Raw genomic sequence first — 23,221 nt, 5'->3', positions numbered from 1 at the left:
CCGAATAACGGTTCGGGACGCTAGTCGTAGTACTCCAGATACAGCGCGATGATCTTCAGACCGAGGTAGATTCCCAGCGGAATCCCGACCAGCGCGTGACCGATGGTGCTGTCCAGAAAGCCGGCGATTGCGCCCACGATACCGCCGAGGAACCCGAACACGCCGCCGACGAGGCCCAGCAGGGTCCCGACGATGCCACCGCCGCCGTCGTCGCCGTCACTCGCGGCCGTCTGGAGCTGGGAGCCGTTGCCGGTCGCGTTCCCCGCAGTGGCCGTCCCGGTAGCGGTCTCCTGTGCCTGGACGGCGGCCGAACCCGACACGACGAGTGCCGTGACTGCACTCACGACGAGCAGGCAGGCACCGACTCGGCCCGCGAGGCGGGCCCACCGACGCGCTCTCATCGCCACCGAGTACCGACCGACGGGGGTTAAACCTCACCCGCGTTTCGCCGCCCTAGCCGAAGTTCTCGACCTTCGCTCCGTCGGGGTCGCCCCCGGCGGCGTCGATGGCGGTGGTCGCGGCGTCCAGAAAGTCCGCGAAGCCGTAGACGAACACCTGTTCGCCCTCGTCGTGGGTCAACACGTCGGTCGTCGCCTCGGTCATGTCGTCGTCGGCGTCCAGCACGTGGATCGTGACGCCCTCGGCGGCGAGTTCGTCGAGGGCGTCCTCGTGGATGGGGTCGTCGTCGCGGTAGACGATGGCGGCCTCGTTGCCGTCCGCGAGCGCGCGGCGCGCGATGCCGACCGCGGGACCGACGCCCGGACCGCCGGCGAGAATCACGGCCCGGGGTTCGTCCTCGTAGTAGGCGTTGCCGTAGGGACCGGAGATCGTCATGGTGTCGCCGGCTTCCAGCTCCGCGAGGATGGGCCCGAGCGCCCCGTCGGGGTCGATTTCGACGGTGACCTCGAAGGTGTCGTCCACGTCCGACGAGGAGATGGTGTAGAAGCGACTCTCGCGCTCGCCGTCGACCTCGGCGACGAGCTTGACGAACTGCCCGGGACGGGCCGAGAAGTCGGGGGGCGACTCGAAGGCGATGGCGACGGCGTTCTGACCGACCGACGACACGGCGGCGACGGAGAGGGGTTCGTCTTCCATATTTCCCCTCTGCGGGCCCTTGCCGAAAGGTGCTTTCGATCCGCATATAACTGGACGTACAGTCACCGAACTGACCGGTAGAGCGGTGGGAACACCTATTGCAGAAGGCTTTTGCGTCGTGGCTGGGTAGCTGGTCGCTAGTATGCCCGCGGACCTCAATTGGGCCATCGGCGGTGAAGCTGGCGACGGGATCGACTCTACGGGCAAGATTTTCGCACAAGCTCTGTCCCGTGCCGGTCGCCACGTCTTCACCTCCAAGGACTTCGCGTCGCGTATCCGTGGCGGGTACACGGCGTACAAGGTACGTACCTCGGTCGACCGCGTCGAGAGTGTCGTCGACAGACTCGACATTCTCATCGCGTTGACCGAGCGAACCATCGACGAGAACCTCGAGGAGCTCCACGAGGGCAGCGTCATCATCTACGACGGCGAGCGCACCACGATGCAGGACGTCGAGATTCCCGACGGGATGATCGGGCTCGACGTGCCCCTGAAGTCGCTGGCCGAAGATGCCGGCGGCGCGATCATGCGCAACATCGTCGCGCTCGGTGCCGCCTGCGAGGTGACGAACTTCCCCATCGAGAACCTCGACGAATCGCTGGAAAAGCGGTTCAAAGACAAGGGACAGGCCATCGTCGAGAACAACAAGAAGGCCGCCCGACTCGGCCAGGAGTACGTCGCCGAGGAGTTCGACCACGACTTCGACTACGACGTCGAGACCACGGACAACGACTACGTCCTCCTGAACGGCGACGAGGCAATCGGCATGGGTGCCATCGCCGCCGGCTGTCGGTTCTACTCGGGCTACCCCATCACCCCCGCGACGGACGTGATGGAGTACCTGACCGGCCGGATCGACCGCTACGGCGGGAAGGTCGTCCAGGCGGAGGACGAACTCGCCGCGATCAACATGGCCCTCGGCGCGGCCCGCGCGGGAGCCCGCGCGATGACGGCTACCTCGGGGCCCGGCATCGACCTGATGACCGAGACGTTCGGGCTCGTGGCGACCAGCGAGACCCCCCTCGTCATCTGTGACGTGATGCGGTCCGGGCCGTCCACCGGGATGCCCACGAAACAGGAACAGGGCGACCTCAACCAGCTCCTGTACGGCGGCCACGGCGAGATTCCGCGCTTCGTCGTCGCGCCGACGAACATCTCGGAGTGTTTCTGGAAGACCGTCGAGGCGTTCAACCTCGCCGAGAAGTACCAGACACCGGTGTATCTGGTCGCGGACCTGGCGCTCGCGGTCACCGAACAGACGTTCCCGCCCGAGGCCTTCGACATGGACGAGGTCGAGATCGAGCGCGGGAAGGTCGTCGACGAGGACGACATCGACGCCTGGCAGAACGAACAGGGGCAGTTCCAGCCCCACTTCCCGACGGCCGACGGGATCAGCCCGCGCACCTTCCCCGGCGTCGAGGGCGGTGCCCACATGACGACGGGCCTGGAGCACGACGAACTCGGTCGCCGGACCGAGGACACGGACGTGCGCATCGAGCAGGTCGACAAGCGCGAACGGAAAGTCGACACCGCTCGCGAGGAAGAAGACTGGGACTACCGGGAGTTCGGCGATCCCGACTCGGACACCCTCGTCCTCTCGTGGGGTTCGAACGAGGGCGCGATGCGGGAGGCACTCGGCTTCCTCGAGGAGGAGGGCACCGACGTGCGCTTCATCTCGGTGCCGTACATCTTCCCCCGTCCCGACCTGTCCGAGGAGATCGAAGCCGCAGACGACGTGATCGTCGTCGAGTGTAACGCGACTGGACAGTTCGCCGACCTGATCGAACACGACTCGCTGACGCGGGTCAAGCGCGTCAACAAGTACAACGGCGTGCGATTCAAGGCCGACGAACTCGCAGAGGAAATCGAGGCGAAACTCGGCGAACCGACCGAGGTGGAGGCAGAATAATGAGCTCCGATATCAGATTCACGGACTTCAAATCCGACAAGCAGCCGACGTGGTGTCCCGGATGCGGTGACTTCGGGACGATGAACGGCATGATGAAAGCCCTCGCGAACACCGGCAACTCCCCGGACGACACCTTCGTCGTCGCCGGGATCGGATGTTCCGGGAAGATCGGCACCTACATGCACAGCTACGCGCTCCACGGTGTCCACGGCCGCGCACTCCCCGTGGGCATCGGGACGAAGCTGGCAAACCCCAACCTGGAAGTGATGGTCGCCGGCGGGGACGGTGACGGCTACTCCATCGGTGCGGGCCACTTCATCCACGCCGTTCGCCGGAACGTCGACATGACCTACGTCGTCATGGACAACCGTATCTACGGCCTCACGAAGGGGCAGGCCTCGCCGACCAGCCGCGAGGAGTTCGAGACGGCGACCACGCCCGAGGGCCCCAAACAGCCCCCGGTCAACCCCCTCGCGCTGGCCCTGGCGGCGGGCGGCACGTTCATCGCCCAGTCCTTTAGCTCGGACTCCCAGCGCCACACCGAGATCGTCAAGAAGGCCATCGAACACGACGGCTTCGGCTTCGTCAACGTCTACTCGCCGTGTGTCACCTTCAACGACGTGGACACCTACGACTACTTCCGGGACACCATCGTCGACCTCAGCGAGACCGACCACGACCCCAACGACTACGACGACGCCAAGTCGGCCATCCTCGACGCCGACAAGGAGTACCAGGGCGTCATCTACCAGGACGACGGCTCCGTCCCCTTCGACGAGCGTGAAGGGCTGACCGACTCCATGGCCGACATCCCCGAGGGCGCGCCCGAGGACGCGATGGACCTGGTCAGAGAGTTCTACTAACCCACCTTTTTCGCCGGGGGTTCGCTGGGCGAACCCCCCGGCCAAAAACGTGGTTCTCGCGAACGAAGTGAGCGGGGTCCACGAAAACCGCCGGTTTTCGGTATGCCACGAGAGCGAAGCTCTCGTGAGCACTCGGAAGACGAGCGAAGCGAGTCTTCCAGTGGCCAAAAAGGCGGAGCGCGCCGACGGCGCGCTCCGCACGACGACCGTGCCCGCGAGCGACCGCCACGCACCGCGACCGTCGCCGAACCGGTGATGCGGCCGCTCACGGGCCCGAGCGTCGAGGGGGATTCCGTCGCCCGTCGGTGGGCCGTCGGAGACGGCATTGCAGACCGCCCGTCGACGCTACCCGGAGAACGTAACGACCAGAATACTTTACTCGGTAAGGACGGAGTTGTGGGGTGATGAGCGAAGATTCCGTCGCCGGGATTCTTCACATCTTCTACAAGCGCCACGACGTGTTCCAGTGTCTGTGTGACGACGAGTTCGACAAGCGGCTGGTACAGGAGCGGACGGGGGCGTCCCGGCCCACGGTCGACCGCGCCTTCCGCGAACTGGAGGACGCGGGCATTCTCACCTCGACGGGGACTGCCTACGAGTTGACCAACTTCGGGGACCTCTGCTGTGCGGAGTTCGAGCGTGTGGCCGGGACGCTGGAGACACTCACCGAGGCCGAGACGTTGCTCTCACACCTCCCGCGCGACGCCGGACTCGACATGCGGCTTCTGGAGGGGGCCGAGGTCCACCACGCCGAGGATCACGCGCCCCACGAGCCACTGACGGAGATGGTCGACCTCGCCCGATCCGCCAGCGAGTTCTACGGCTACTCGAACCGGATCATCCCCTACATCGTCGAGGGGTTCTACCGACTGACCGTCGAAGAGGAAAAACCGGCCCGCCTCGTCCTCTCCGAGGAAGTCGTCGAGACCGGGCTGGCGAACTACCCCGAGAAGTTCGGCGCTATCGTCGACGCCGACACCACCACGGTGTACGCGACCGACCACGCATACAACTACGGCGCGGCGGTGGGTGACGGCCGCGTCGCCGTCTCCGTCTCCAACGACATGGACCGCCTGCTGGCAGTCGTCACGAACGACACCGACGCCGCCGTCGAGTGGGTCGAGGAGTTCCTCGACGGGATCGTCGCGTCCGACGACACACGCGAACTCTGAACACGATCACTTCGTGATCCTCGATCAGGATCTGATCGAAAGTCGCTCAGTAATACTTTCGCGGTGTAGTCCATACCCGCACTCGATGAACCAGCAGTCGGTTGGCGGACTCTCGGGATTCGGAGAGCTTTCGACGGATGCCGCGCTCGAAGCGCTCGCCGACGAGCGCCGGCGGGCCGTCGTCCGTGTCCTCCACGGGACCGAGGGGACCGTGACCACCCGGGAACTGGCGACCGAAATCTGTCTCCACCCGGAGACGCCACAGGACAGCGACCGGGTCGTCGTCGACCTGCACCACCGGACGCTCCCGAAACTCGACGCGCTCGGGGTCGTCTGCTACGATCCCGAGGCGACGGTGGTGGAGCCACGGCCCCCGCTCGACGATCTGGTCGGCCTCGTGGAACACGTCGAGTTCACGCGCCGCTGACCCCGTTCAGTCCAGTGCCCGGACCATCTCGACGTGGGGAATCCCTGCCTCCTCGAACTCGTCGCTCACCGTCCGGTAGCCGAGTCGCCGGTAGAACCCCTCGACCTCGGTCTGGGCGTGCAAGACGAGTCGCGTGAGTCCGCTCTCGCGGGCCGCGGTGTGGACGGTCGCCATCACGCGCCGGCCCCACCCTTCGCCGCGTCTCTCCTCGCGGACGGCGACGCGCTCGACTTTCCCCGTTCCCGTCTCGGGCTCGCGGAGCCGGGCCGCTCCGATGGGGTCTCCGTCGTCGTACGCGACGACGTGGACCGCCTCGTCGTCCAGCCCGTCCAGTTCGCGGTCCTCGTCGATACCCTGGCCCTCGACGAAGACGGCGTGACGGACGGCGAGGGCGTCGGCCCGCTCGCGTTCGGTGTCGGCGACGACGACGCCGGACTCGATCATACCGACAGGTAGTGAGCCGCCAGTAAAAACGCCGCGCCGTCAGGCTTTGCGGATCTGTTCGGCGACTTCCTCGACGCCCTCGTAGGTGTGGTCGACGATGCCTTCCATGTTGAGGAAGCCGTGGATCATCGACTCGTGGTTGCTGTACTCCACGTCGACGCCGGCCTCGGCGAGTTCCTGGGCGAAGGCGTGGCCCTCGTCCCGGAGCGGGTCGAACCCGCAGGTCAGGACGAACGCCGGCGGCGTCTCGGCGAGTTTGTCACGCCGAGCGTTCAGCGGGAACGCCCACGGGTGGTGAGCGTCGATCTCGTCGTCGATGTAGTGTTTGACGAACCAGAGCATGTCCTGGGCCGTCAGGAAGTAGCCGTCCCCGTTCTGTGCCCGCGAGGGCATCGGGTCCATGTAGGTCGTCGCCGGGTAGAGCAGGAGTTGCCGGTCGATGTTCGGCATGCCGCGCTCGGCGGCCATCAGCGAGACGACGGCGCTGAGGTTCCCGCCGGCGCTGTCGCCCGCGACCACGTGCGTGCTCGTGTCCCCGCCGTACTCGTCGGCGTTGCGGCTGGTCCACTGCGCGCCGGCGTAGGCGTCCTTGATCGGTTCCGGCCACGGGGCCTCCGGTGCCTTGCGGTACTCGACGGAGACGATCACCGCCTCCGCGCGGTTGGCCAGCATCCGGCAGAGTTCGTCGTGGGTGTCGATGTCGCCCGCGACGAAGCCGCCGCCGTGGTAGAACGTCACCGTCGGGTGGCCGTCTCCGGCCGGGGCGTACACCCGAGCCGGGATGGGTTCCTCACCGTTTCCGGCGCCCGGAATCTCGACGTCCTCGACGGTGTCGACGTCTTCGGGCTCGCCCGTCGAGAGGTTCGTCATGATCGTCAACTGCTCGCGTGCGTCCTCCGGTGTCCCCTTCGAGAGTGTGATGTCGTAGTCGTTGAGCAAGTCGAGCATGTTCTCGACGTGTTCGTCGAGCTCCCCCCGTACCGGCTGGTCGTCGAACATATGCCTTTCTTTCACACCGGGCCCCTGATGAACGTTCTACCTCTCACTTACGGCCACTTTTAAGCGCCCGCGATCCAGGCCGCGAGAGCCGGCTGTTTTCGCCGCGGAGAGGGTCCTTTTTTAGGAGATGAGGCGATAATGGAGAACAATGAGTGCGCAGTCCGAAAACATCGTGGGGGGTGACGCGGTGGGGGCCGTCGTCACGGACTCGGCGTCGGGGTGTCGGTGTTGCGCACGACGAGACGGTTCGGTTTCCGGTGGGGAACAGCGCCACGAGAACGGATCTGCAGTTCACAATACGACGCTATGACTGATCACTACGACGTAGTCGTCGCCGGTGCAGGACCGGCTGGAGCACAGTGCGCTCGCGACCTTGCGGCACGGGACTACGACGTCCTCGTCCTCGAAACGGAGGCCGAGGACGAGTTCCCGCGCCAGAGCAACAAGTCGACCGCCGGCACGTTCCCGTCGATGATGGCCTCGTTCAACGTGCCAAGCGACGTGGTGATGAACTACACCGACAACGTCGTCCTGGAGTCGCCCAACGACCACTACGTCCAGGAACGGGCCGGTGCGGTCCTCGAATTCGCGGACTTCAAGCAGTGGCTGGTCGAGGAAGGCCGCTCGAAGGGCGCGGAGTACTGGTTCGACGCCCGCGTCGCCAACCCCATCATGGACGGCGGCGAGATCGTCGGCGTCGAGTACAACGGCTCCGAGGAGGTCTACGCCGACGTGATCATCGACGGGACCGGCCCGTCCGCGCCGCTGGCCCGTGAACTGGGTGTGAGCGACCTGGAACGCCAGAACCAGGCTATCGGCATCGAGTACGAGTTCGAGGGCATCGACGTGGACCACGACCAGTACGCCGACCTGACCGACGCGATGATGCTCCGGCTCGACCACGACCTCGCGCCGGGCGGCTATTCCTGGATCTTCCACACCGGCGAGGACACCGCCAAGGTCGGCCTCTGTTACATCCAGAACGAGCGCTTCCAGTCCCGGGGGAAAGACGGGATGACCATCGACGAACATCTGGACTACTGGCTGGAGACCGATCCCCGCTTCGAGAACGCGACCAAACTCGAAGGCAAGATGCACCGCGGATCGGCCCACATCCAGATGCCCGGCCGGCTGAGTACGGACAACTTCATGGCCATCGGCGACACCGTGCCGACCATCGACCCGCTGTGGGGCGAGGGCATCCACAAGTGCATGGAGTCGGGCCGCGTCGCGGCCGTCACGGCCGACAAGTGCCTCACGCCCAACGAGCCCGACACCTCCGCCGAGAACATGGCGACCTACGACGACCTCTGGCACGACCGGGTCGCCCCACGGATGCGCAACCGACTGCTGATGACGAAGCTCCTCTATCTCGCCCCCAACGAGCGCTACGACCAGCTGATGGCGGACCTACGACAGACGCCCGACGAGACGCTGGCCAAGGCCAACAAGGGGAGTCCGCTGGCCATCGGGAAGCTCATCCACACCGGCGACCTCCCCCTGCTGGTCGACTACGCGAAACAGCGGTTCGACGGTGCCGGGTCCAACCCCGCCAGCGCCGTCGCGGCCATCGCGAAGCTCTTTCAGAACTAGATCGGTGCCGGTTTCACAACGGTTTTGCGCGCGGCACCCATTCCTCCAGTGACTATGACTCCCCAACTCGACTCCGAGAGCGTCCCGCGAGCCAGCGGCATGCCGATGCTCGGTCTCGGCACCTGGCAGAACGACGACGCCGACCAGTGTGCCGAGAGCGTCCGGACCGCGCTGGAGATGGGCTATCGCCACATCGACACCGCGCAGGCCTACGGCAACGAGGACGCCGTCGGTCGCGGCATCGCCGAGGCCGACGTGGACCGCGAGGACGTGTTCCTCGCGACCAAGGTGTGGATCTCACAGCTCTCCCACGACGACGTGATTCGAAGTACGGAAGACAGTCTCGACAAACTCGGCGTCGACTCCGTGGACCTGCTGTACATCCACTGGCCGGCCCGCGAGTACGACCCCGAAGGGACCATCTCGGCGTTCAACCAGCTGTACGACGAGGGCAAGATCGAACACTTCGGCGTGTCGAACTTCGAGCCCGACCACGTCGAGGAAGCCCGCGACCACGCCGACATGCCCGTGTTCGCCAACCAGGTGGAGATGCACCCGCTCCTGCCCCAGGAGGAACTGCGGGCGTTCGCCGCCGACACCGACCTCGAACTGGTCGCGTACTCGCCGCTGGCCCGCGGCCAGGTGTTCGAGAACGACACCATCGTCGACATCGCCGAGGCCCACGACGCCAGCCCCGCGCAGGTCAGTCTCGCCTGGCTCACCGAGAAAGGCGTCACCGCCATCCCGAAGGCCACGAGCGAGGCCCACATTCGGGACAACTTCGGGAGCGTCGACCTCGACCTGACCGACGAGGATATCGACCGGATCGACGCCATCGAGGAGCGCGACCGCCGCGTCCACCCGGACTTCGCACCCGACGCCTGGTGACCGACCGGAACGGCCGCCGAGCCGCTCGAATTCACTCGCGCTGACACTCGTCTGACGAGGCCAGAATGATTATGCCCCCCGCGTCGTAACCCGCCGCACATGGCAGCGGGACGCGGACGCGCGTCGGGCGGTGTCGTCGACGATATCCGCTTCGATCTCCGGCGGATGCACGAGACCTGGATGGAGCTGTTCTTTCCGCGCCAGCGCAACGCTTCGAGTTCGGTCCTCGGGAAGTGGCAACCGAAGACGGCCCGGGAGAAGGTGACCTACAACACCTGGTACTACCTCGGGATTCCGATCATCGGACTCGTCTACCCACTCGTCTTGCTCGGCGTGATCCTGCGCTTCCAGAGCCGGCGACTCGACAGCGCGGCGCTCCGACTCGGGACCGTGGGCGTCGTCGCCCTCTTTATCGTCCTCTGGGGCGCGCTGACTGCGGCGTCGTACGTCCGGTTCGACGGGCTCACGGAGGGCTTTTTCGCGGTCGCGGCCGCCTCGACGGTCGCGGTCGTCGCCGCGGCGCTGGCGGTCGGCTTCCGCGTCATCGGCGGCCGGGGAACGACGGTCCTGTTCGCGTGGCCCTTCGCGATGACGGCGATCTTCCTCCCGCCGGTCGTCGCGGCGCTGTACTCGCCGACGGTCGCGGAGGTCGTCCTCCCGCGGAGCGAGAGCCTCGCGATCTGGCTCCTGGAGAACCCGCTCGACTTCGCCGACGTGAACGCGTACCTCCGGACCCGCTACGACCTGGAAGGGATCGCCTTCGCCGGAATGTGGTTCGGGCTCTCGGTCCCCGTGGGCTGGGTCCTGGGCATCCTGGTGACGCTGGCCGACCTCGTCCGGCCGAAAGCCGACAGCGGTGACGACGGCGACGACGACTGAGGCCGCCGAGAGGAGCGCCGTCCCGCCCGGAAACACAATCCTGATTTTCGTCGCCCCCCACGGGTCAGATATGGAGTTCGACCTGACGAAGACGGTGGTACTGTTCGCGGCGGTGATCGCCGTCGGTGTGGGCGCGTTGCTCGTCGCGCCGATGATGGGGACACGGACGGTCCTGATGATGGTCCTGCCGTCGATGGCCGTCTTCGGGGCGATCTGTCTGTTCCTGGGCGTCAAACACGGGGAGTACCGCGCCGGTTACTGATCCGCACCGAGGTCCCGCCGCCGCCCTTTCGGGATCTGTGACCGCAACTCCCCGTGGAGGTAGAGGCCGACGCCGAGCGGTTCGGTCTCCCCGGCGATGTCGTGGGTGGCGATCAGGTAGCCCCAGTCGCCGTCCCACGGAAGCTCCTGATCCTCGCCCGCGACGAACGCCTCGGCCTGCTCGCGGGTGAGGTGGATCACGTTTCGCTCCGCTCGATTTCCGAACCGCTGGGCCGCGTTCGTCGTCGGTTTCCAGTGGTCGCCACGGGTCCGCAGGACGCTCATGCCGAGTCCCTCCACCTGGACGGGCGAGTCGGTGTCGGCGTGGAACGCCCAGATCTTCCCGCGACCCTTCTCCCAGTAGCTGAACTCGGCGAGGAAGTCCCGCGAGATTCCGAACCGCTCGTCCCACCAGTCGAGGACTTCTTCGCGAGTCGGCTGATCCTCGTGAATCCGGTCGTCGGGATCGGTCGGGAGGCGGACGAAGGTCTGACCGTCGTGGTTCACGCGAACCACCCCGTGTGGTGAGCGTGAGCAGGGAGTGGGAGACGAGCGAGCGGCAGATGGCGCGAAGCGCCCTGCCCGAGCGAGTGGGAACGACCGTGCTCCCGCGAGCGAAGCGAGTGGGAGGGGAGCGGAGCGACCGAGGTCATCCAGTCACCTCCAGTTTCGCACAGAAGAAGCCGCCCGTATCGTTGTGGTGCGGGTAGATTCGCTTCGCTTTCCGGACCGACTCGTCGAAGGTCTCGTCCGCGAACGCGGTGACGCCGGGCGCGTGGTCGAGGGGCAGATCGAACTCGACCAGCCGGCAGTCCTCCTCTGCCAGCACGTGGTCGAGGACGGCCTCGTTCTCCTCGGGTGCGAAGGTACAGGTCGAGTAGACGATGTGGCCGCCCTCACGGACCGTCTGGACCGCGCGTCGGAGGATGCCCTTCTGCGAGCCGGCGATGCCCTCGACGTGTTCGAGCGACCACTCATCCAGGGTGTCGGGGTTCTTCCGGATGGTGCCCTCGCAGGAACACGGTACGTCGACCAGCGCGGCGTCGTAGGGTTTCGACTCCCAGGGTTTCAGCGAGTGGTTGCGCGCGTCCTCGCGGGTGATGGCGACGTTCGTGACGCCCAGTCGTTCGGCGTTGCTCCGCAGTGCGGAGATGCGACCGAGATTGTTGTCGGTAGCCACCAGCAGGCCGCGGTCTTCCATCTGCGCCGAGAGCTGGGTGGTCTTGCTCCCGGGCGCGGCGCAGGCGTCCCACACCCGGTCGCCCGGGTCGGGATCGAGGACGGTCGCGGGGACGGCCGAGACCTCCTCCTGGCCGTGGAGCCAGCCGTGGTAGTAGGGCCAGTTCGCCCCGGGCTGAGTGTCCAGCCTGAACAGGCCGGGATGCCACTCGCAGGCGTCGACCTCGATCCCCTCGGCTTCCAGGGCTTCCCGTGCGGTCTCGGGGTCGGTCTTGATCGTGTTCACGCGAACCACCGACGGCAGGGGGCGTTCGCAGGCCGCACGGAACGCCTCGAAGTCGTCGATCAGCGGTTCGTAGCGGTCCAGTACCTCCATCGACCGTCCGTTCGCTCCCGGCGGTAAAAACGTCGGCCATCCGGCTCGGGAGACTCGACCAGCGGGAGCGTCTCCGAACGAGCGAGCGGGGACCGTCGGAGCCGCGAGCCGGGAGACTCGACCGGCGGGAGCGTCTCCGAACGAGCGAGCCGGGGCCCCACTCGGTCGGCGCGGTCAGTACGCTTCGCTCTCGATGTCTTCGAGGTGGGCCTGCAGGTCGGGGAACTGTTCCACGTCTGCGAAGCCGTACTCGGCCCCGCCGTAGAACGATTCGGGAATCTCGGTCTCGACGAGGACGTCCTCGGCGTCCCCGTCGACGTGGTTGACCTTGTCGAGGGGCACCAGGCGGACCGAGTCCTCGTCCGCATGCACGCAGACGACCAGCCGATCCCGGAACAGGACGGCGTCGAACGCCTGCGGCTCGTACTCCGACGTGGTAAAGAGGGTGATCGAACCCATACGGGACGCGACGAGTCCGAGACACAAAACCCTCTCGCGGCTCGGGACACCGGTCGGCCCGGTCACTCCGTCGACGGCTTCCAGGCGACACAGAGGCTCCCGCCGACGACGCCGAGCAGGAGGCCGACGACGAGGCCGCCGAGTGCGCCGAACACCGACAGCAGAGAGAGGCCGATGGCGACCACACCGAGTTCGGTCGTGAACGAGGGCTGGAGGTGGGCGGCCACGCCGACGAGGACGAGGGCACCACCGATCCCGAGCGCGACCGTCGGCACGCTGTCGGCACCGAAGACGGCGAGTACGTCCCCGAACAGGACGGGCACGGCGACGATGACGGCTCCGGCGAGGACGACCACGAACGGGCCGGCGACGGGACCGCGGTTCCCACGCATACCGGCACGTCCACGTTCGGACGGAAAACCCTTGGCTCGTCAGGCGTACTCGGCGAGCGGTTCCTCGATGCCCAGCAGGTCGGCGCTGCGCTTCCAGAGGTCGCGCTGGGCCGTCTCGTCGCGGGCGTCGGGCGCGGGGCGGCGCTTGCGACAGCGTGCGTAGTACTTCCCGGTGTCCCCTTCGACATCCCCGGACGCGGCGAGGTAGGTCATGGTCGCGGCCCCGTCCTCGGGCGAGTCCGTCAGCGGCACGTCGTCGAGCAGGTCGGTGACCTGCTGGACCGGGCCCGGGAGCGCACGCGAGAACTCGCTGCCGGGAATGATGCCGGGGTGGAAGGAGTTCGAGGTCACGTCGCTCCCGGCGTTGTCCAGTCGGCGCGCGAGTTCGTTCGCGAAGTGGATGTTCGCGAGCTTCGACCGGCAGTAGGCCGCCCACTCCGAGAACGGACTCGGTTCGATCAGGGCGTCGAGGTTCAGCGAGGAGACGCGGTGGCCGATGGAAGCCGTCGTGACGACGCGTGCGTCCGGCGCGAGCGTGTCGAGCAGTTCCGTCGTCAGCAGGAACGGCGAGAGGTGATTGATGTGGAAGTTCCGATCCACGCCGAGTTCGGTCGTCTCGCCGTCCTCGAACAGTCCGCCGGCGTTGTTACAGAGTACGTCGATCTCGTCGACGGACGCCTCGACCTCGGCGGCCATCTCTCGGACTGCATCCACGTCGGTGTAGTCCGCCGAGACGAACTGGGCATCCGAGCCGAGTCCGTCCAGTTCCCGGACGGCGCTCTCGCCTGCTGTCTGGTCGCGCCCGTGGACGATCACGTCGGCTCCGAGCCGTCCCATCGCCATGGCCGCCTGCCGACCGACGCCGCTGGTCGACCCGGTCACCAGCACCGTCTGCCCGGACATGTCCACGTCCTGTACCCCCGCTTTCACTTCCGGATCCCGTTCCCCGAGTATCATCACCCGACACTACCGTACAAATGCACATAATATTCGTGGAATTGTCCGCGGAGAGAACGCCTCTCTGGCCCTCGGGGATCGCCGACCACCCGTCCGGCCCCCGACCGCCACACGGCGACGGCCCGGAGGCTTTTATTCGCGCCCGTTCCATGATGGGCTATGGCACACGTCGAAGTCCACGACGACCGCTCGCTGGAATCCCCGGTCCTGATCGAAGGACTGCCGGGCGTCGGGCTCGTCGGGAAGATCGCCACCGACCACCTCGTCGACACGTTCGACATGAGTTACTACGCCTCCTGTCGGTGTGAGGGGCTCCCCGACGTGGCCGTCTATCACGAGGGCGATCCCGCAGTCGAGCCGCCGGTCCGGATCTACGCCGATCACGAGCGGGACCTGCTGGCCCTCCAGAGCGACGTGCCAGTCTCCCCCAGCGACGCGACGGAGTTCGCGGCCTGTCTCTCCGGCTGGATCGACGAGCAGGACGCCCTGCCGCTGTATCTCAGCGGTCTCCCGGCGGAGAAGGACGGTCCGCCGAAACTCCACGGCATCGCCACCGGCGAGGCCGGCGACCTGCTGGAGGAGTACGACATCCCCGCCCCGCCACAGAGCGGGCTCATCAGCGGCCCCACCGGGAACCTGCTCTCGCGGGCCGAGCAGGACGACCTCGACGGACTCGGATTCGTGGTCGAGTCCAACGCCCAGTTCCCCGATCCCGAGGCCGCGCGAACACTGTTGCTCGACGCCATCGCCCCCGTCGCCGGGATCGACGTCGACACCCAGAAGCTGGTCGACCAGGCCGAGGAGATCGCCCAGGCCCGCCAGCAACTCGCCCAGCAGATGGGCCAGGCCGGCGACGAGAGTTCCCAGGCTCAGCCCATCGGCTTCCAATGAGTCTAAATTTTTGCACCGTCGCTCGCGGTCCGCGAGGCTGACCGCCCGCTCGGGCAAAATCAGTCCTCGTTCGGTCGGCGCGCTCCGCTCGGTCGCGCGCTGAGCACGCTCGCGAACCCAATCTCGCCTTCGCAACCTTCACCCGCCCGCCTCTCGCAGGTTTCGGTATGACCGACACTGACGCCGCAGTCGAGCAGTTCCTGGCAGAGGCCGAGACCGTCTTCGAGGAGTACGATCAGGGCTACATGAACCCGGACGTGGCGCTGGAGCGCCTCCGGGGCCACATCGAGGACCTGGAGGAAGCACGCGACTGACGCCACCGAGGGCGACAACCCGGGGGAATTATCGGGGTCGGTGCCCGGGAGTAGCATATGACGGAGTTTTCCCACCGGATCGAGCAGGTGTCGATCTCGGGCATCCGCGAGGTGTTCGAGGCCGCGGGCGAGGACGCGATCAACCTCGGGCTCGGCCAGCCGGACTTTCCCACGCCCGACCACGTCCGCGAGGCCGCCGTCGACGCCATCGAGGCCGGCGAGGCCGACGCCTACACCTCCAACAAGGGGACCCGGGAACTCAGAGACGCGATCTCCGCGAAGTACGACCGGGACTACGGGCTGACTGTGGACCCCGAACACGTCATCGCGACCGCGGGCGGCAGCGAGGCCCTCCACGTCGCGCTGGAGGCCCACGTCGATCCCGGCGACGAAGTGATCTACCCGGACCCGGGCTTCGTCTCCTACGAGGCGCTGACCCACATCGCGGGCGGCGACCCCAAGCCCGTCCCCCTGCGCGAGGACCTGACGATGGACCCGGTGACGGTCGAGGAGGCGATCACCGACGACACCGCCGTCTTCGTCGTCAACTCCCCCGCCAATCCGACGGGCGCGGTGCAGTCGCCCGAGGACATGCGCGAGTTCGCCCGCATCGCCGACGAACACGACGTGCTCTGTCTCTCCGACGAGGTGTACGAACACATCGTCTTCGAGGGCGAACACCGCTCACCCCTCGAATTCGCGGAGACGGACAACGTCGCCGTCGTCGGCGCGTGTTCGAAGACATACTCGATGACGGGCTGGCGGCTGGGCTGGATCACGGCCAGCGAACGCCGGGTCGAGCGGATGCTCCGGGCCCACCAGTACGGCCAGGCCTGTGCGACCGCCGCCAGCCAGCACGCCGCCGAGGCCGCGCTGTCGGGCCCCCAGGAGCCCGTCGAGGAGATGGTCGCGGCCTTCGAGGAGCGCCGGGACGTGTTGCTGGACGGTCTGGCCGACATCGGCCTCGACTGTCCCACACCGGAGGGGGCGTTCTACGCGATGCCGCGAGTGCCGGAGGGGTTCGTCGACGAAGTGATCGACCGCGGCGTCGTGGTCGTCCCCGGCGACGCGTTCGGCGAACACGGTGCGGGCTACGCCCGCATCTCCTACGCCGTCGACGTGGAGACGCTGAAAGAAGCGCTGGAGATCATGGACGACGCGGCCGCGGCAGTTCGGTAATCTCGGCCGCCCGTTCCGTCGAAATTGCTTTCTGACCCCTCCAGTCGGTAATAATCAACTTTCTTAAAAATAAGGGGGTATAGCCGGCATCACCCCTACCGGGGAGTAGGTCCTCGTGAGTCGTACGGGAAGGGGTCACATGCCGACGTTTCAGAAAGCAATCTCCAAAGCACTGGAAGTTACCGAGGCGGAACTCGAATCGCTGGTCGTCGCCGACGACGCGATGTCGCTGGGCTATCGCGTCGCGGACACAGACGACCCGGACGCCGTGACCGAGCGGGTCGCGGCCGTCGCAGGCGCGTACCTGCTGGCGGTCCGCGACGGCGCGGGCCGGCCGCAACTGACGGTACACATCTACGGCGGCGAGGCATCCGTGCCCACGGCGTCGTACGTGATCGACGCCGACTGGGCGCGGGCCTGTGTCCTCGGCGACGTGAGCCACAGCGAGTACCTCCAGCGCGTGCTGGACACGCTCGCGTCCCGCCAGCAGCGGGCCGCCGGGAAAATCGAGATCGCCGAAGCCTGACTACTTGGCCGAGCTGACGATCTTGACCACGTCGCCTTCTTCGAGTTCGTGGTCGTCGCCGATCTTGCGGCCGTCCTTGGCGTCGACGGCGTGCAGGTACCCGTCGCCGATGTCGGAGTGGACGGCGTAGGCCAGGTCCGTCGGCGTCGAGCCGTCGGGCAACAGGAACGCGTCGGGCAGGACGTTCCCGGTGCCGTCGGTCCACTTGCTCTCGTTCTGGACCGGGTAGGCCGTCAGGTGATCGAGCAGGTCGTACACCGCGGTGTTCAGCGACTGCTGGACGCCCGTGCCACCCCACTCCTGCATGACCTCGCGGATGCGTTCGAGGCCCTCGGCCTGCTGGTCGCTCACGTCGCCGACGATGGAGAAGTCCGGGTCGCCCGGGTCGTAGTCGACGATGCCCGCCTCGGCCCCGTTCCGGAGGGCCAGCTCGCCGTCGGCGGTCGCGGGCACGACGTACTCGGCGGCCTCCCGGAGGCGCTCGACGTTGCCCTCGGGCGCGATGTCGGCCTTGTTCGCGACGACGACGATGGGTTTGGTCCGCTGGCGGATCTCGCTCGCCAGCGCCTCGCGGTGCTCGTCGGTCCACTGGATCGGGTCGTCGGGGTAGTCGAGTTCCCGGAGGGTCCGGGCCACGTCGAGTTCCGTCGCGCCGACGCCGGTGAGCATCTCCGCCAGCGCCTCGTCGATGTCGAAATCGGGCGAGCGGGACTGCCGTTCGACCGACTCCCAGTTGCGGTCGACGATACTCGCCAGCCAGAGGTCCATCTCCTCCTCGACGAAGTCCACGTCCTCGACGGGGTCGTGTTCGCCCACCTCGACGGGTTCGCCCTCCTCGTTGGTCCCGCCGGAGGCGTCCACGACGTTCAGGATGGCGTCGGCGTTCGAGAGTTCGTCGAGGAACTGGTTGCCCAGTCCTCTGCCCTCGTGGGCACCGGGGACGAGGCCGGCCACGTCGAGCAACTCGATGGGGACGTAGCGCTTGCCGTCCCGGCAGTGTTCGTCGCCACAGCGCTCGTCGCGTTCGAGGCAGGGGCACTCCGTCCGGACGTAGCTGACGCCCCGGTTGGCGTCGATGGTCGTGAACGGGTAGTTGCCCACGTCGACGTCGGCCATGGTGGCGGCCTTGTAGAACGTCGACTTGCCGGCGTTTGGCTTGCCGGCGAGTGCGACCGATAGCATGCCCCCTGATACCCGGGATGCGTGGAAGGGGCTTTCGGTCTCGGGGGGTCCTGATGAGCGCGTGGGACGTGCCGCGAAAACGTGTAGGACAAAGTACTTGTTCGGCACGGCCGAGTCGGCGGGCATGGCGACGGTCACCCGCGCTCTCCCTGCCCTCTGTCTGGTCCTCGCCGTACTCGCACTCGGTGCGTTGGGGGTTGCCACTGGAACTGCCGTGCAGACCGACGATCAGACGGCCAATGAGACGCGGGGGAACGAGTCCACGAGGTCGGTGAATGGGACAACCGTCACGAACGCGACGACGGCCGACGAGAACGCGTCCGTCACCGTCGGCAACGTTACAGTCTGGACCGGGAAGCCGGCGATCCGTGATCGCCTCGACGACTGGGCGGCCTTCGAGCGGGCCACTGAACACGGGACGCTCACACGGAAACCGTGGCTGCTCTGGAACGATACACTGGTCCTCCAGCTGAACGCCACCGGGCTGGATCGGCGGCTGGCGGCCGCCAACGGGTCGAACCTGACGATGCGGTTTTTCGACGCCACACACGGTCCGGACAGCGCGCTGACGCTCAGGCAGTCATACTCGACCGCTGAACGCGATCCGATTGGGGCGCTGTTAAACCAGACTGCGGCGACCAGTGTCATTGCCGATACAGCGAACGACAGCTATGCGCTGGTCGTCGATCTCCGGAGGCTGCGTGGCGAACGTGTCGACGACGATGAAATACCGCGCCCGGTCCAGCCAGTTCCGGACTACTATCCCACGTTCGGGTTGAACGTCACCCTCGACGGACACACGTCGCTGTTCAGGCCCGACCAGTACGGTAGGCCTATCCTCTTTCGCGTGCCGGATCTCGATGCAAGGGTCGTGACACGGGCCCGGAGTAGGCCAACTGGCCTTCCGCCCAGGGAGAACCAGTCTCTGCTGATCGAGGGTTCCGTGCCGACCGGCGTGAACGTCACACTCCGACTCGGGAACCGGTCTGACGGTGGCCCTCCGCTCCGACGGACCGTCCGAGCTCGTGGGGGCCGCATCGACGACGAGTTCATGCATATGGAGTGGAACACATCAGAAACGACGACCGTCGACCTGTCGGGGCTGGCTGCCGGGACGACGTTCGAGATACTGGTCTCCGCTCGCGGGCACCTGATCGACCGAGTCGACGGCTCGATCCGGCCCCGTTCCAGATTCATCACGGCACCCGAACGGATCAACTGGCAGGACGGCCAAGTCGTCGTGCCCCACCTCACCCTCCGCAGAGATGGCTACCTCGTTGCGATGCAAGGGAACTGGTCAGGGCTTGCCTGGCCGGAGGCGATGCACGCCGATCAGTATCTCGGCCACACCGCGCTCGATGCAGGTGTCCACGAGAACGTGACCGTCGAAACGCCGGACGTCTTGTACGAGGGTCGGACGCGTAATCCGGAACAGCCCGTCACGCTCGTCGCCGTCGTCGAAGCGAACGAGAACGGTCGGTACGATCCCGGGGATCACCAGTACGTCGAGAACGGGCGACTCGTCGCGGCGACCGTGCCGTCGATCTATAGTGACCTCACCGGTGACGGGGAGGCGTGGAACAGCACGGACCCCCAGGGACCGCGACCGCCCCTGACCCCGATCACTGAAACCAGAACTGTCACGACTACCGATCCGCCGTCAGCCACGCCGACGGGGCCAGCGACGACGACCGGCGAGAACGGCCCCGGATTCGGTGTCCTGGCGACGGTCGCCGCTGTCCTCGCACTGTTCCTGCTCGCCACTCGCCGGGACTAGAAAGCGCCGACTTACTCCGCGAGGCCGGCCTCGTGGCCGTTCTCGCGGTAGTCGTCGTCGGTGTCGACGGAATCGGACTCGTCTTCGGGCGCAGTCACACGCTCACCCGTCGAGTCCTCGGCAGTCACACGCTCCGTCTCCGCGTCGTCGTCCTCCTCGGGCACAGTCACACGCTCGTCGTCGGTCGAGTCGTCGGCCGCGTCGGCCGAGTCCTCCTCCGAGTCGCCCGTTTCGTCGGCGCCCGAGTCGTCGGCCTCGGTGGCCGCGTCGTCGGTCGCCGAGTCGGCCTCCGGCGCTCCAGTTCCGGAGTACGATTGCAACATGGTCATCTCACCGCGCGCACGGATGGATCCCTCGACGGTCGCGTCCTCGTGCAGTTGCACGTCGGTCGCGGAGATGTCGCCCCAGACGGTCACGCCCGGTGCGACGCTGACGGTGCCGTCCCGGGTCGTCACGTCGCCTTTGATCTCCGTGCCTGCGCCGACGTGCACGTCGGATTTGGCGCGGAGACTCCCGAAGACGACGGTGTCCTCGCCGACGGCCAGCCGCTCGGCGCGGATGTTGCCGTGCAGTCGGCAGTCGTCGCCGACGGTGGCCGGCGTCGAGACGCGCCAGGCGTCGTCGCTGACGCTCCCGTTCCGGGGGATCAGGACCGGATCGCTCTCGGCCCCGTCGTCGCTCAGCACTTCGGAGACGACCTCGTCGGCGGCCTCCTCCTCGCCGATCCGGAGGAGATGCGAGAGGTACACGAAAAGGAAGACGATGGTCGGCATCGGGTTGCGGATGACGATCCAGCCGTTGGCCTCGAAGCCGTCCTCGATGTCGACCTCGTCGCCGATGTCGAGGTCGCCCGAGACCATCAACTGGCCGCCGATGTGGACGCGCTCGCCGATGTAGGCGTTCTCACCGACGAGGACGTTCCCGGCCACGTCGCTCCACATGTCGAGCCGACAGTCGCCTTCGGCCTCGATGTCGCCGCCGAAGCGGACGCGCTCGCCCGCGATGACGTTGTGTCCGCGGACGCCGAACTCGACGGTACTCTGGCCGCCGACGATCACGTCCCCGTCGGTGACGAGGTCGTGTTCCTCGACGGTGGTCCCGTCCGGGATCTGCAGTTCGTCCAGGAGATCCGAGCGCAGCGGCACACCCGCATAACTGTCGGGCCCGATATTAAACTCGGGGGCAACGTCTGACGCCCGTCTGACGCCGGGGACGGCGCACGGGTGCTGGGACCGATCCGCCGACTGTGACACCGCGCAGTTTTTTACCGGCGACGGCCAACGTCGCGGCATGACGGCGCTTTCCTTCGACGAACAGGGTGTCGACGTGGTGTACCAGGGCACCGAATTCCGCCTGGAGAAGTCTCTCATCGAGGACGCTATCGGCAAGTCCTACCCCGACGTGACCGACCACGAGGTCCTGAAGATCGTCGCCGAGGACCCGGCGCTGTCGGGCGAGCCACGCCGCATCGCCGAGATCCTCGCCTGAATCGAGTCGGTACAACTAAATTCCGCGCCACGAATGTCTCCTGCATGAACGACCTCGTCGAGAAGTTCGATCATCCGTCGTGGTTCACTATCGGTGGGACAGTCGCCGGCTACGGGCTCATCCTCGTGGCGATGTTCGTGTTGCTGTTCGTGGTTCCGTTCCTCATCTTCTCGGTGCTGTGACGGCCGCAAGACGTTGATTCTCGGGCCCTGACCGTGCGTTTCCGCTCGCGTAGCGAACGCTGAAGCGAGTCGCCGTCAGAGTCGGTTCGACACCGTCGAAAAGTAGTCCCCTGGACCGTCGGTCCGCCCTAGGCGAACGTCTTCGAGACGTCTTCGTCCTCGTCGGCCTCCTTCTGGATCTTCTCCCAGGCCTCCTCGAAGTCCGTCATGCGGACTTCGGTACGGTCGTCGCGGATGGCGAACATCCCGGCCTCGGTACAGATGGCTTTCACGTCGGCCCCGGAGGCCTCGTCGGCCATCTCGGCGAGTGCCGCCCAGTCCACGTCGTCGGAGACGTTCATGTCACGGGTGTGGATCTGGAAGATCTGTTCGCGGCCCTCCGCGTTGGGCTTGGGCACTTCGATGAGGCGGTCGAAGCGACCGGGCCGGAGGATGGCGCGGTCGAGCATGTCGAAGCGGTTGGTGGCGGCGATGATGCGGATCTCACCGCGGTCCTCGAAGCCGTCCATCTCCGAGAGCAGTTGCATCATCGTCCGCTGGACCTCGGCGTCGCCGGAGGTCTTCGATTCCGTGCGCTTGGCCGCGATGGCGTCGATCTCGTCGATGAAGACGACGGCAGGTTCTTCCTGGCGGGCCAGGTCGAACAGGTCCCGGACGAGTTTCGCGCCCTCGCCGATGAACTTGTGGACGAGTTCGGAGCCGGCCATCTTGATGAAGGTGGCGTCGGTCTGGTTGGCGACGGCCTTGGCCAGCATCGTCTTCCCCGTACCTGGCGGGCCGTGGAGCAGCACGCCGCTGGGCGGATCGATGCCGACTTCCTCGAACATCTCGGGGTTCTTCAGGGGCATCTCGACGGTCTCGCGGACCTCCTCCATCTGGTCCTCGATGCCGCCGATATCCTGGTAGGTCACGTCGGGACTCTGGTCCACCTGCATGACACGGGCGCGGACGTCCGTCTCGTCGTCCAGGGACTTGACGATGGAGAGGGAGTTGTTGACGGCGACCCGGCTGTCGGGTTCGAGGTCCTCGCGCATCTCGTCGGTGACCTCCGTCAGGGCTTCCTGGTTGTTGCCGTGCTGTTTGATGATGACGCCCTCGTCGGTGAGTTCCTGCACCGTCGCGACGAACAGCGGGGACTGTTTGAGCTTCTTGTTCTCGTGGGTGAGCCGTTCGAGTTTCTGCTGGTACTTGTTGTTCTCGGCGTTGGCGTCCAGCAACTTGTCCCGCATCTCCTCGTTCTGGGACTCGAGGACTTCGAGCCGTTCCTGGAGGGCGTTGATCTTCTCCTGCTGAGAAGCGTCCTCGTCGTACGGCAACTCGACGTCGTCCACGGTGTCAGTCATTGACACCGGATAGGGGATGTAGTAATAAGAGACTTCGGGTAGACACAAGCACCGAAGGAAGCCCGAAGGCGCGCGATTCCGAATCCGGGCGATTACTACGGAGAATAAAATAGAACAGGAAATATTATTAGCCTGTATGTGAAACTGACGGGTAACATGAGTGCCTCAGAGTCCGCCGGAACGGACGCCGATGCCGCGGGCTGGGACGCGGTGCGGGAGCTCCCGCCCAGCGCGAAGCTGGTCGCGAAGACCTTGGAGTACAACGACACGCTGACCCAGAGTCAGCTGGCCGAGGAGACGCTGTTGCCGCCCCGGACCGTCCGCTACGGGTTGAACAGGCTGGAGGAAGTCGGCGTCGTCGAGTCGCGGTTCTCGTTCTCGGACGCGCGCAAGCGCATCTACACGCTGACCATCGACGAGTCCCGCTGAGCGGACTGCTCCGCCTC

General features: G+C 66.5%; 28 protein-coding genes. 16 read left to right on the top strand and 12 right to left on the bottom strand.

Going from position 1 to position 23,221, the window contains the following annotated elements; translation table 11 throughout:
• Positions 1 to 20: 20 nt before the first annotated feature.
• A complete protein-coding gene (locus tag ACOZ4N_RS09000) occupies positions 21 to 401 on the bottom strand; it encodes a hypothetical protein (protein WP_424019589.1) in 381 nt (126 codons plus the stop codon).
• A gap of 52 nt (positions 402 to 453) precedes the next feature.
• Positions 454 to 1,095 carry an FAD-dependent oxidoreductase gene (locus ACOZ4N_RS08995; protein ID WP_424019588.1) on the bottom strand — a complete coding sequence of 214 codons (642 nt, stop codon included), beginning with the start codon at positions 1,093 to 1,095 and terminating at the stop codon, positions 454 to 456.
• Between the two features lie 142 nt (positions 1,096 to 1,237).
• On the opposite strand from ACOZ4N_RS08995, the gene ACOZ4N_RS08990 reads away from it, so the two are divergent.
• The 4 genes from ACOZ4N_RS08990 (at position 1,238) to ACOZ4N_RS08975 (ending at position 5,466) form a co-directional block, all read left to right on the top strand.
• Complete coding sequence (locus ACOZ4N_RS08990; RefSeq protein ID WP_424019587.1) at positions 1,238 to 3,004, top strand: 2-oxoacid:acceptor oxidoreductase subunit alpha; 1,767 nt, start codon at positions 1,238 to 1,240, stop codon at positions 3,002 to 3,004.
• Positions 3,004 to 3,867: a 2-oxoacid:ferredoxin oxidoreductase subunit beta gene (locus ACOZ4N_RS08985; RefSeq protein ID WP_424019586.1), complete on the top strand. Its 864-nt coding sequence runs from the start codon at positions 3,004 to 3,006 to the stop codon at positions 3,865 to 3,867. The genes ACOZ4N_RS08990 and ACOZ4N_RS08985 overlap by 1 nt, the downstream gene beginning before the upstream one ends.
• A gap of 404 nt (positions 3,868 to 4,271) precedes the next feature.
• Positions 4,272 to 5,039 carry a helix-turn-helix transcriptional regulator gene (locus ACOZ4N_RS08980; protein WP_424019585.1) on the top strand — a complete coding sequence of 256 codons (768 nt, stop codon included), beginning with the start codon at positions 4,272 to 4,274 and terminating at the stop codon, positions 5,037 to 5,039.
• A gap of 85 nt (positions 5,040 to 5,124) precedes the next feature.
• On the top strand, positions 5,125 to 5,466 hold the full coding sequence (locus ACOZ4N_RS08975) for a DUF7344 domain-containing protein (protein ID WP_424019584.1): 342 nt from the start codon (positions 5,125 to 5,127) through the stop codon (positions 5,464 to 5,466).
• 6 nt (positions 5,467 to 5,472) lie between these two features.
• Here ACOZ4N_RS08975 and ACOZ4N_RS08970 read toward each other — a convergent pair whose 3' ends face one another.
• Positions 5,473 to 5,910 carry a GNAT family N-acetyltransferase gene (locus ACOZ4N_RS08970; protein ID WP_424019583.1) on the bottom strand — a complete coding sequence of 146 codons (438 nt, stop codon included), beginning with the start codon at positions 5,908 to 5,910 and terminating at the stop codon, positions 5,473 to 5,475.
• 39 nt (positions 5,911 to 5,949) lie between these two features.
• A complete protein-coding gene (locus ACOZ4N_RS08965) occupies positions 5,950 to 6,909 on the bottom strand; it encodes an alpha/beta hydrolase (protein WP_424019582.1) in 960 nt (319 codons plus the stop codon).
• Positions 6,910 to 7,215: 306 nt separating this feature from the next.
• Here ACOZ4N_RS08965 and ACOZ4N_RS08960 point away from each other — a divergent pair, with 306 nt between their 5' ends.
• From ACOZ4N_RS08960 to ACOZ4N_RS08945, 4 genes are all read left to right on the top strand, one after another.
• On the top strand, positions 7,216 to 8,502 hold the full coding sequence (locus ACOZ4N_RS08960) for a digeranylgeranylglycerophospholipid reductase (protein ID WP_424019581.1): 1,287 nt from the start codon (positions 7,216 to 7,218) through the stop codon (positions 8,500 to 8,502).
• 99 nt (positions 8,503 to 8,601) lie between these two features.
• Positions 8,602 to 9,390, top strand: a complete 789-nt coding sequence (locus tag ACOZ4N_RS08955; RefSeq protein ID WP_424019945.1) for an aldo/keto reductase — start codon at positions 8,602 to 8,604, stop codon at positions 9,388 to 9,390.
• 99 nt (positions 9,391 to 9,489) lie between these two features.
• Positions 9,490 to 10,269 carry a hypothetical protein gene (locus ACOZ4N_RS08950; RefSeq protein ID WP_424019580.1) on the top strand — a complete coding sequence of 260 codons (780 nt, stop codon included), beginning with the start codon at positions 9,490 to 9,492 and terminating at the stop codon, positions 10,267 to 10,269.
• 70 nt (positions 10,270 to 10,339) lie between these two features.
• Positions 10,340 to 10,531 (top strand): DUF7333 family protein, encoded by a 192-nt coding sequence (locus ACOZ4N_RS08945; protein WP_424019579.1) that lies wholly within the window; start codon positions 10,340 to 10,342, stop codon positions 10,529 to 10,531.
• On the opposite strand, the gene ACOZ4N_RS08940 is transcribed toward ACOZ4N_RS08945, so the two are convergent.
• The 5 genes from ACOZ4N_RS08940 to ACOZ4N_RS08920 form a co-directional block, all read right to left on the bottom strand.
• The gene (locus ACOZ4N_RS08940) at positions 10,525 to 11,037 is read right to left on the bottom strand and encodes a DUF7122 family protein (RefSeq protein WP_424019578.1); all 513 of its coding nucleotides are present in this window, start codon (positions 11,035 to 11,037) and stop codon (positions 10,525 to 10,527) included. The two genes, ACOZ4N_RS08945 and ACOZ4N_RS08940, sit on opposite strands and share 7 nt — an antisense overlap.
• A gap of 142 nt (positions 11,038 to 11,179) precedes the next feature.
• Positions 11,180 to 12,085 (bottom strand): RsmB/NOP family class I SAM-dependent RNA methyltransferase, encoded by a 906-nt coding sequence (locus ACOZ4N_RS08935; protein ID WP_424019577.1) that lies wholly within the window; start codon positions 12,083 to 12,085, stop codon positions 11,180 to 11,182.
• A 174-nt stretch (positions 12,086 to 12,259) separates the two neighbouring features.
• Complete coding sequence (locus tag ACOZ4N_RS08930; RefSeq protein WP_424019576.1) at positions 12,260 to 12,544, bottom strand: hypothetical protein; 285 nt, start codon at positions 12,542 to 12,544, stop codon at positions 12,260 to 12,262.
• Positions 12,545 to 12,606: 62 nt separating this feature from the next.
• Positions 12,607 to 12,936: a DUF6114 domain-containing protein gene (locus ACOZ4N_RS08925; protein WP_424019575.1), complete on the bottom strand. Its 330-nt coding sequence runs from the start codon at positions 12,934 to 12,936 to the stop codon at positions 12,607 to 12,609.
• 39 nt (positions 12,937 to 12,975) lie between these two features.
• Positions 12,976 to 13,893: an SDR family NAD(P)-dependent oxidoreductase gene (locus ACOZ4N_RS08920; protein WP_424019574.1), complete on the bottom strand. Its 918-nt coding sequence runs from the start codon at positions 13,891 to 13,893 to the stop codon at positions 12,976 to 12,978.
• A 159-nt stretch (positions 13,894 to 14,052) separates the two neighbouring features.
• Here ACOZ4N_RS08920 and ACOZ4N_RS08915 point away from each other — a divergent pair, with 159 nt between their 5' ends.
• The 4 genes from ACOZ4N_RS08915 (at position 14,053) to ACOZ4N_RS08900 (ending at position 16,803) form a co-directional block, all read left to right on the top strand.
• Entirely contained in the window at positions 14,053 to 14,784 is a 732-nt protein-coding gene (locus tag ACOZ4N_RS08915; RefSeq protein WP_424019573.1) for a proteasome assembly chaperone family protein, read from the top strand.
• 167 nt (positions 14,785 to 14,951) lie between these two features.
• Entirely contained in the window at positions 14,952 to 15,098 is a 147-nt protein-coding gene (locus tag ACOZ4N_RS08910; protein ID WP_424019572.1) for a hypothetical protein, read from the top strand.
• Between the two features lie 57 nt (positions 15,099 to 15,155).
• Entirely contained in the window at positions 15,156 to 16,277 is a 1,122-nt protein-coding gene (locus ACOZ4N_RS08905; protein ID WP_424019571.1) for a pyridoxal phosphate-dependent aminotransferase, read from the top strand.
• Between the two features lie 139 nt (positions 16,278 to 16,416).
• Positions 16,417 to 16,803 (top strand): hypothetical protein, encoded by a 387-nt coding sequence (locus tag ACOZ4N_RS08900; protein ID WP_424019570.1) that lies wholly within the window; start codon positions 16,417 to 16,419, stop codon positions 16,801 to 16,803.
• On the opposite strand, the gene ACOZ4N_RS08895 is transcribed toward ACOZ4N_RS08900, so the two are convergent.
• Positions 16,804 to 17,985, bottom strand: a complete 1,182-nt coding sequence (locus tag ACOZ4N_RS08895) for a redox-regulated ATPase YchF (protein ID WP_424019569.1) — start codon at positions 17,983 to 17,985, stop codon at positions 16,804 to 16,806.
• Positions 17,986 to 18,109: 124 nt separating this feature from the next.
• Between ACOZ4N_RS08895 and ACOZ4N_RS08890 the strand changes: the two genes are divergently transcribed.
• Entirely contained in the window at positions 18,110 to 19,762 is a 1,653-nt protein-coding gene (locus tag ACOZ4N_RS08890) for a DUF7282 domain-containing protein (RefSeq protein ID WP_424019568.1), read from the top strand.
• Between the two features lie 11 nt (positions 19,763 to 19,773).
• Here the strand turns inward: ACOZ4N_RS08890 and ACOZ4N_RS08885 are convergent, their stop codons facing one another.
• Complete coding sequence (locus tag ACOZ4N_RS08885; RefSeq protein WP_424019567.1) at positions 19,774 to 20,907, bottom strand: polymer-forming cytoskeletal protein; 1,134 nt, start codon at positions 20,905 to 20,907, stop codon at positions 19,774 to 19,776.
• Between the two features lie 145 nt (positions 20,908 to 21,052).
• On the opposite strand from ACOZ4N_RS08885, the gene ACOZ4N_RS08880 reads away from it, so the two are divergent.
• Positions 21,053 to 21,250, top strand: coding sequence for a DUF5800 family protein (locus tag ACOZ4N_RS08880; RefSeq protein WP_092693266.1), 198 nt, complete (start codon positions 21,053 to 21,055; stop codon positions 21,248 to 21,250).
• Between the two features lie 44 nt (positions 21,251 to 21,294).
• Complete coding sequence (locus ACOZ4N_RS08875) at positions 21,295 to 21,432, top strand: hypothetical protein (RefSeq protein ID WP_424019566.1); 138 nt, start codon at positions 21,295 to 21,297, stop codon at positions 21,430 to 21,432.
• 128 nt (positions 21,433 to 21,560) lie between these two features.
• On the opposite strand, the gene pan1 is transcribed toward ACOZ4N_RS08875, so the two are convergent.
• A complete protein-coding gene (gene pan1 / locus ACOZ4N_RS08870; protein ID WP_424019565.1) occupies positions 21,561 to 22,775 on the bottom strand; it encodes a proteasome-activating nucleotidase Pan1 in 1,215 nt (404 codons plus the stop codon).
• Between the two features lie 156 nt (positions 22,776 to 22,931).
• On the opposite strand from pan1, the gene ACOZ4N_RS08865 reads away from it, so the two are divergent.
• Complete coding sequence (locus ACOZ4N_RS08865) at positions 22,932 to 23,204, top strand: winged helix-turn-helix domain-containing protein (protein ID WP_092693274.1); 273 nt, start codon at positions 22,932 to 22,934, stop codon at positions 23,202 to 23,204.
• The last annotated feature ends 17 nt before the right edge of the window (positions 23,205 to 23,221 follow it).

This window comes from Halorientalis pallida, from assembly GCF_049605515.1.
Classification (GTDB): domain Archaea; phylum Halobacteriota; class Halobacteria; order Halobacteriales; family Haloarculaceae; genus Halorientalis; species Halorientalis pallida_A.
Note: the sequence above shows the minus strand (reverse complement) of the source record. Positions and strands in the feature narration are given on the sequence as shown.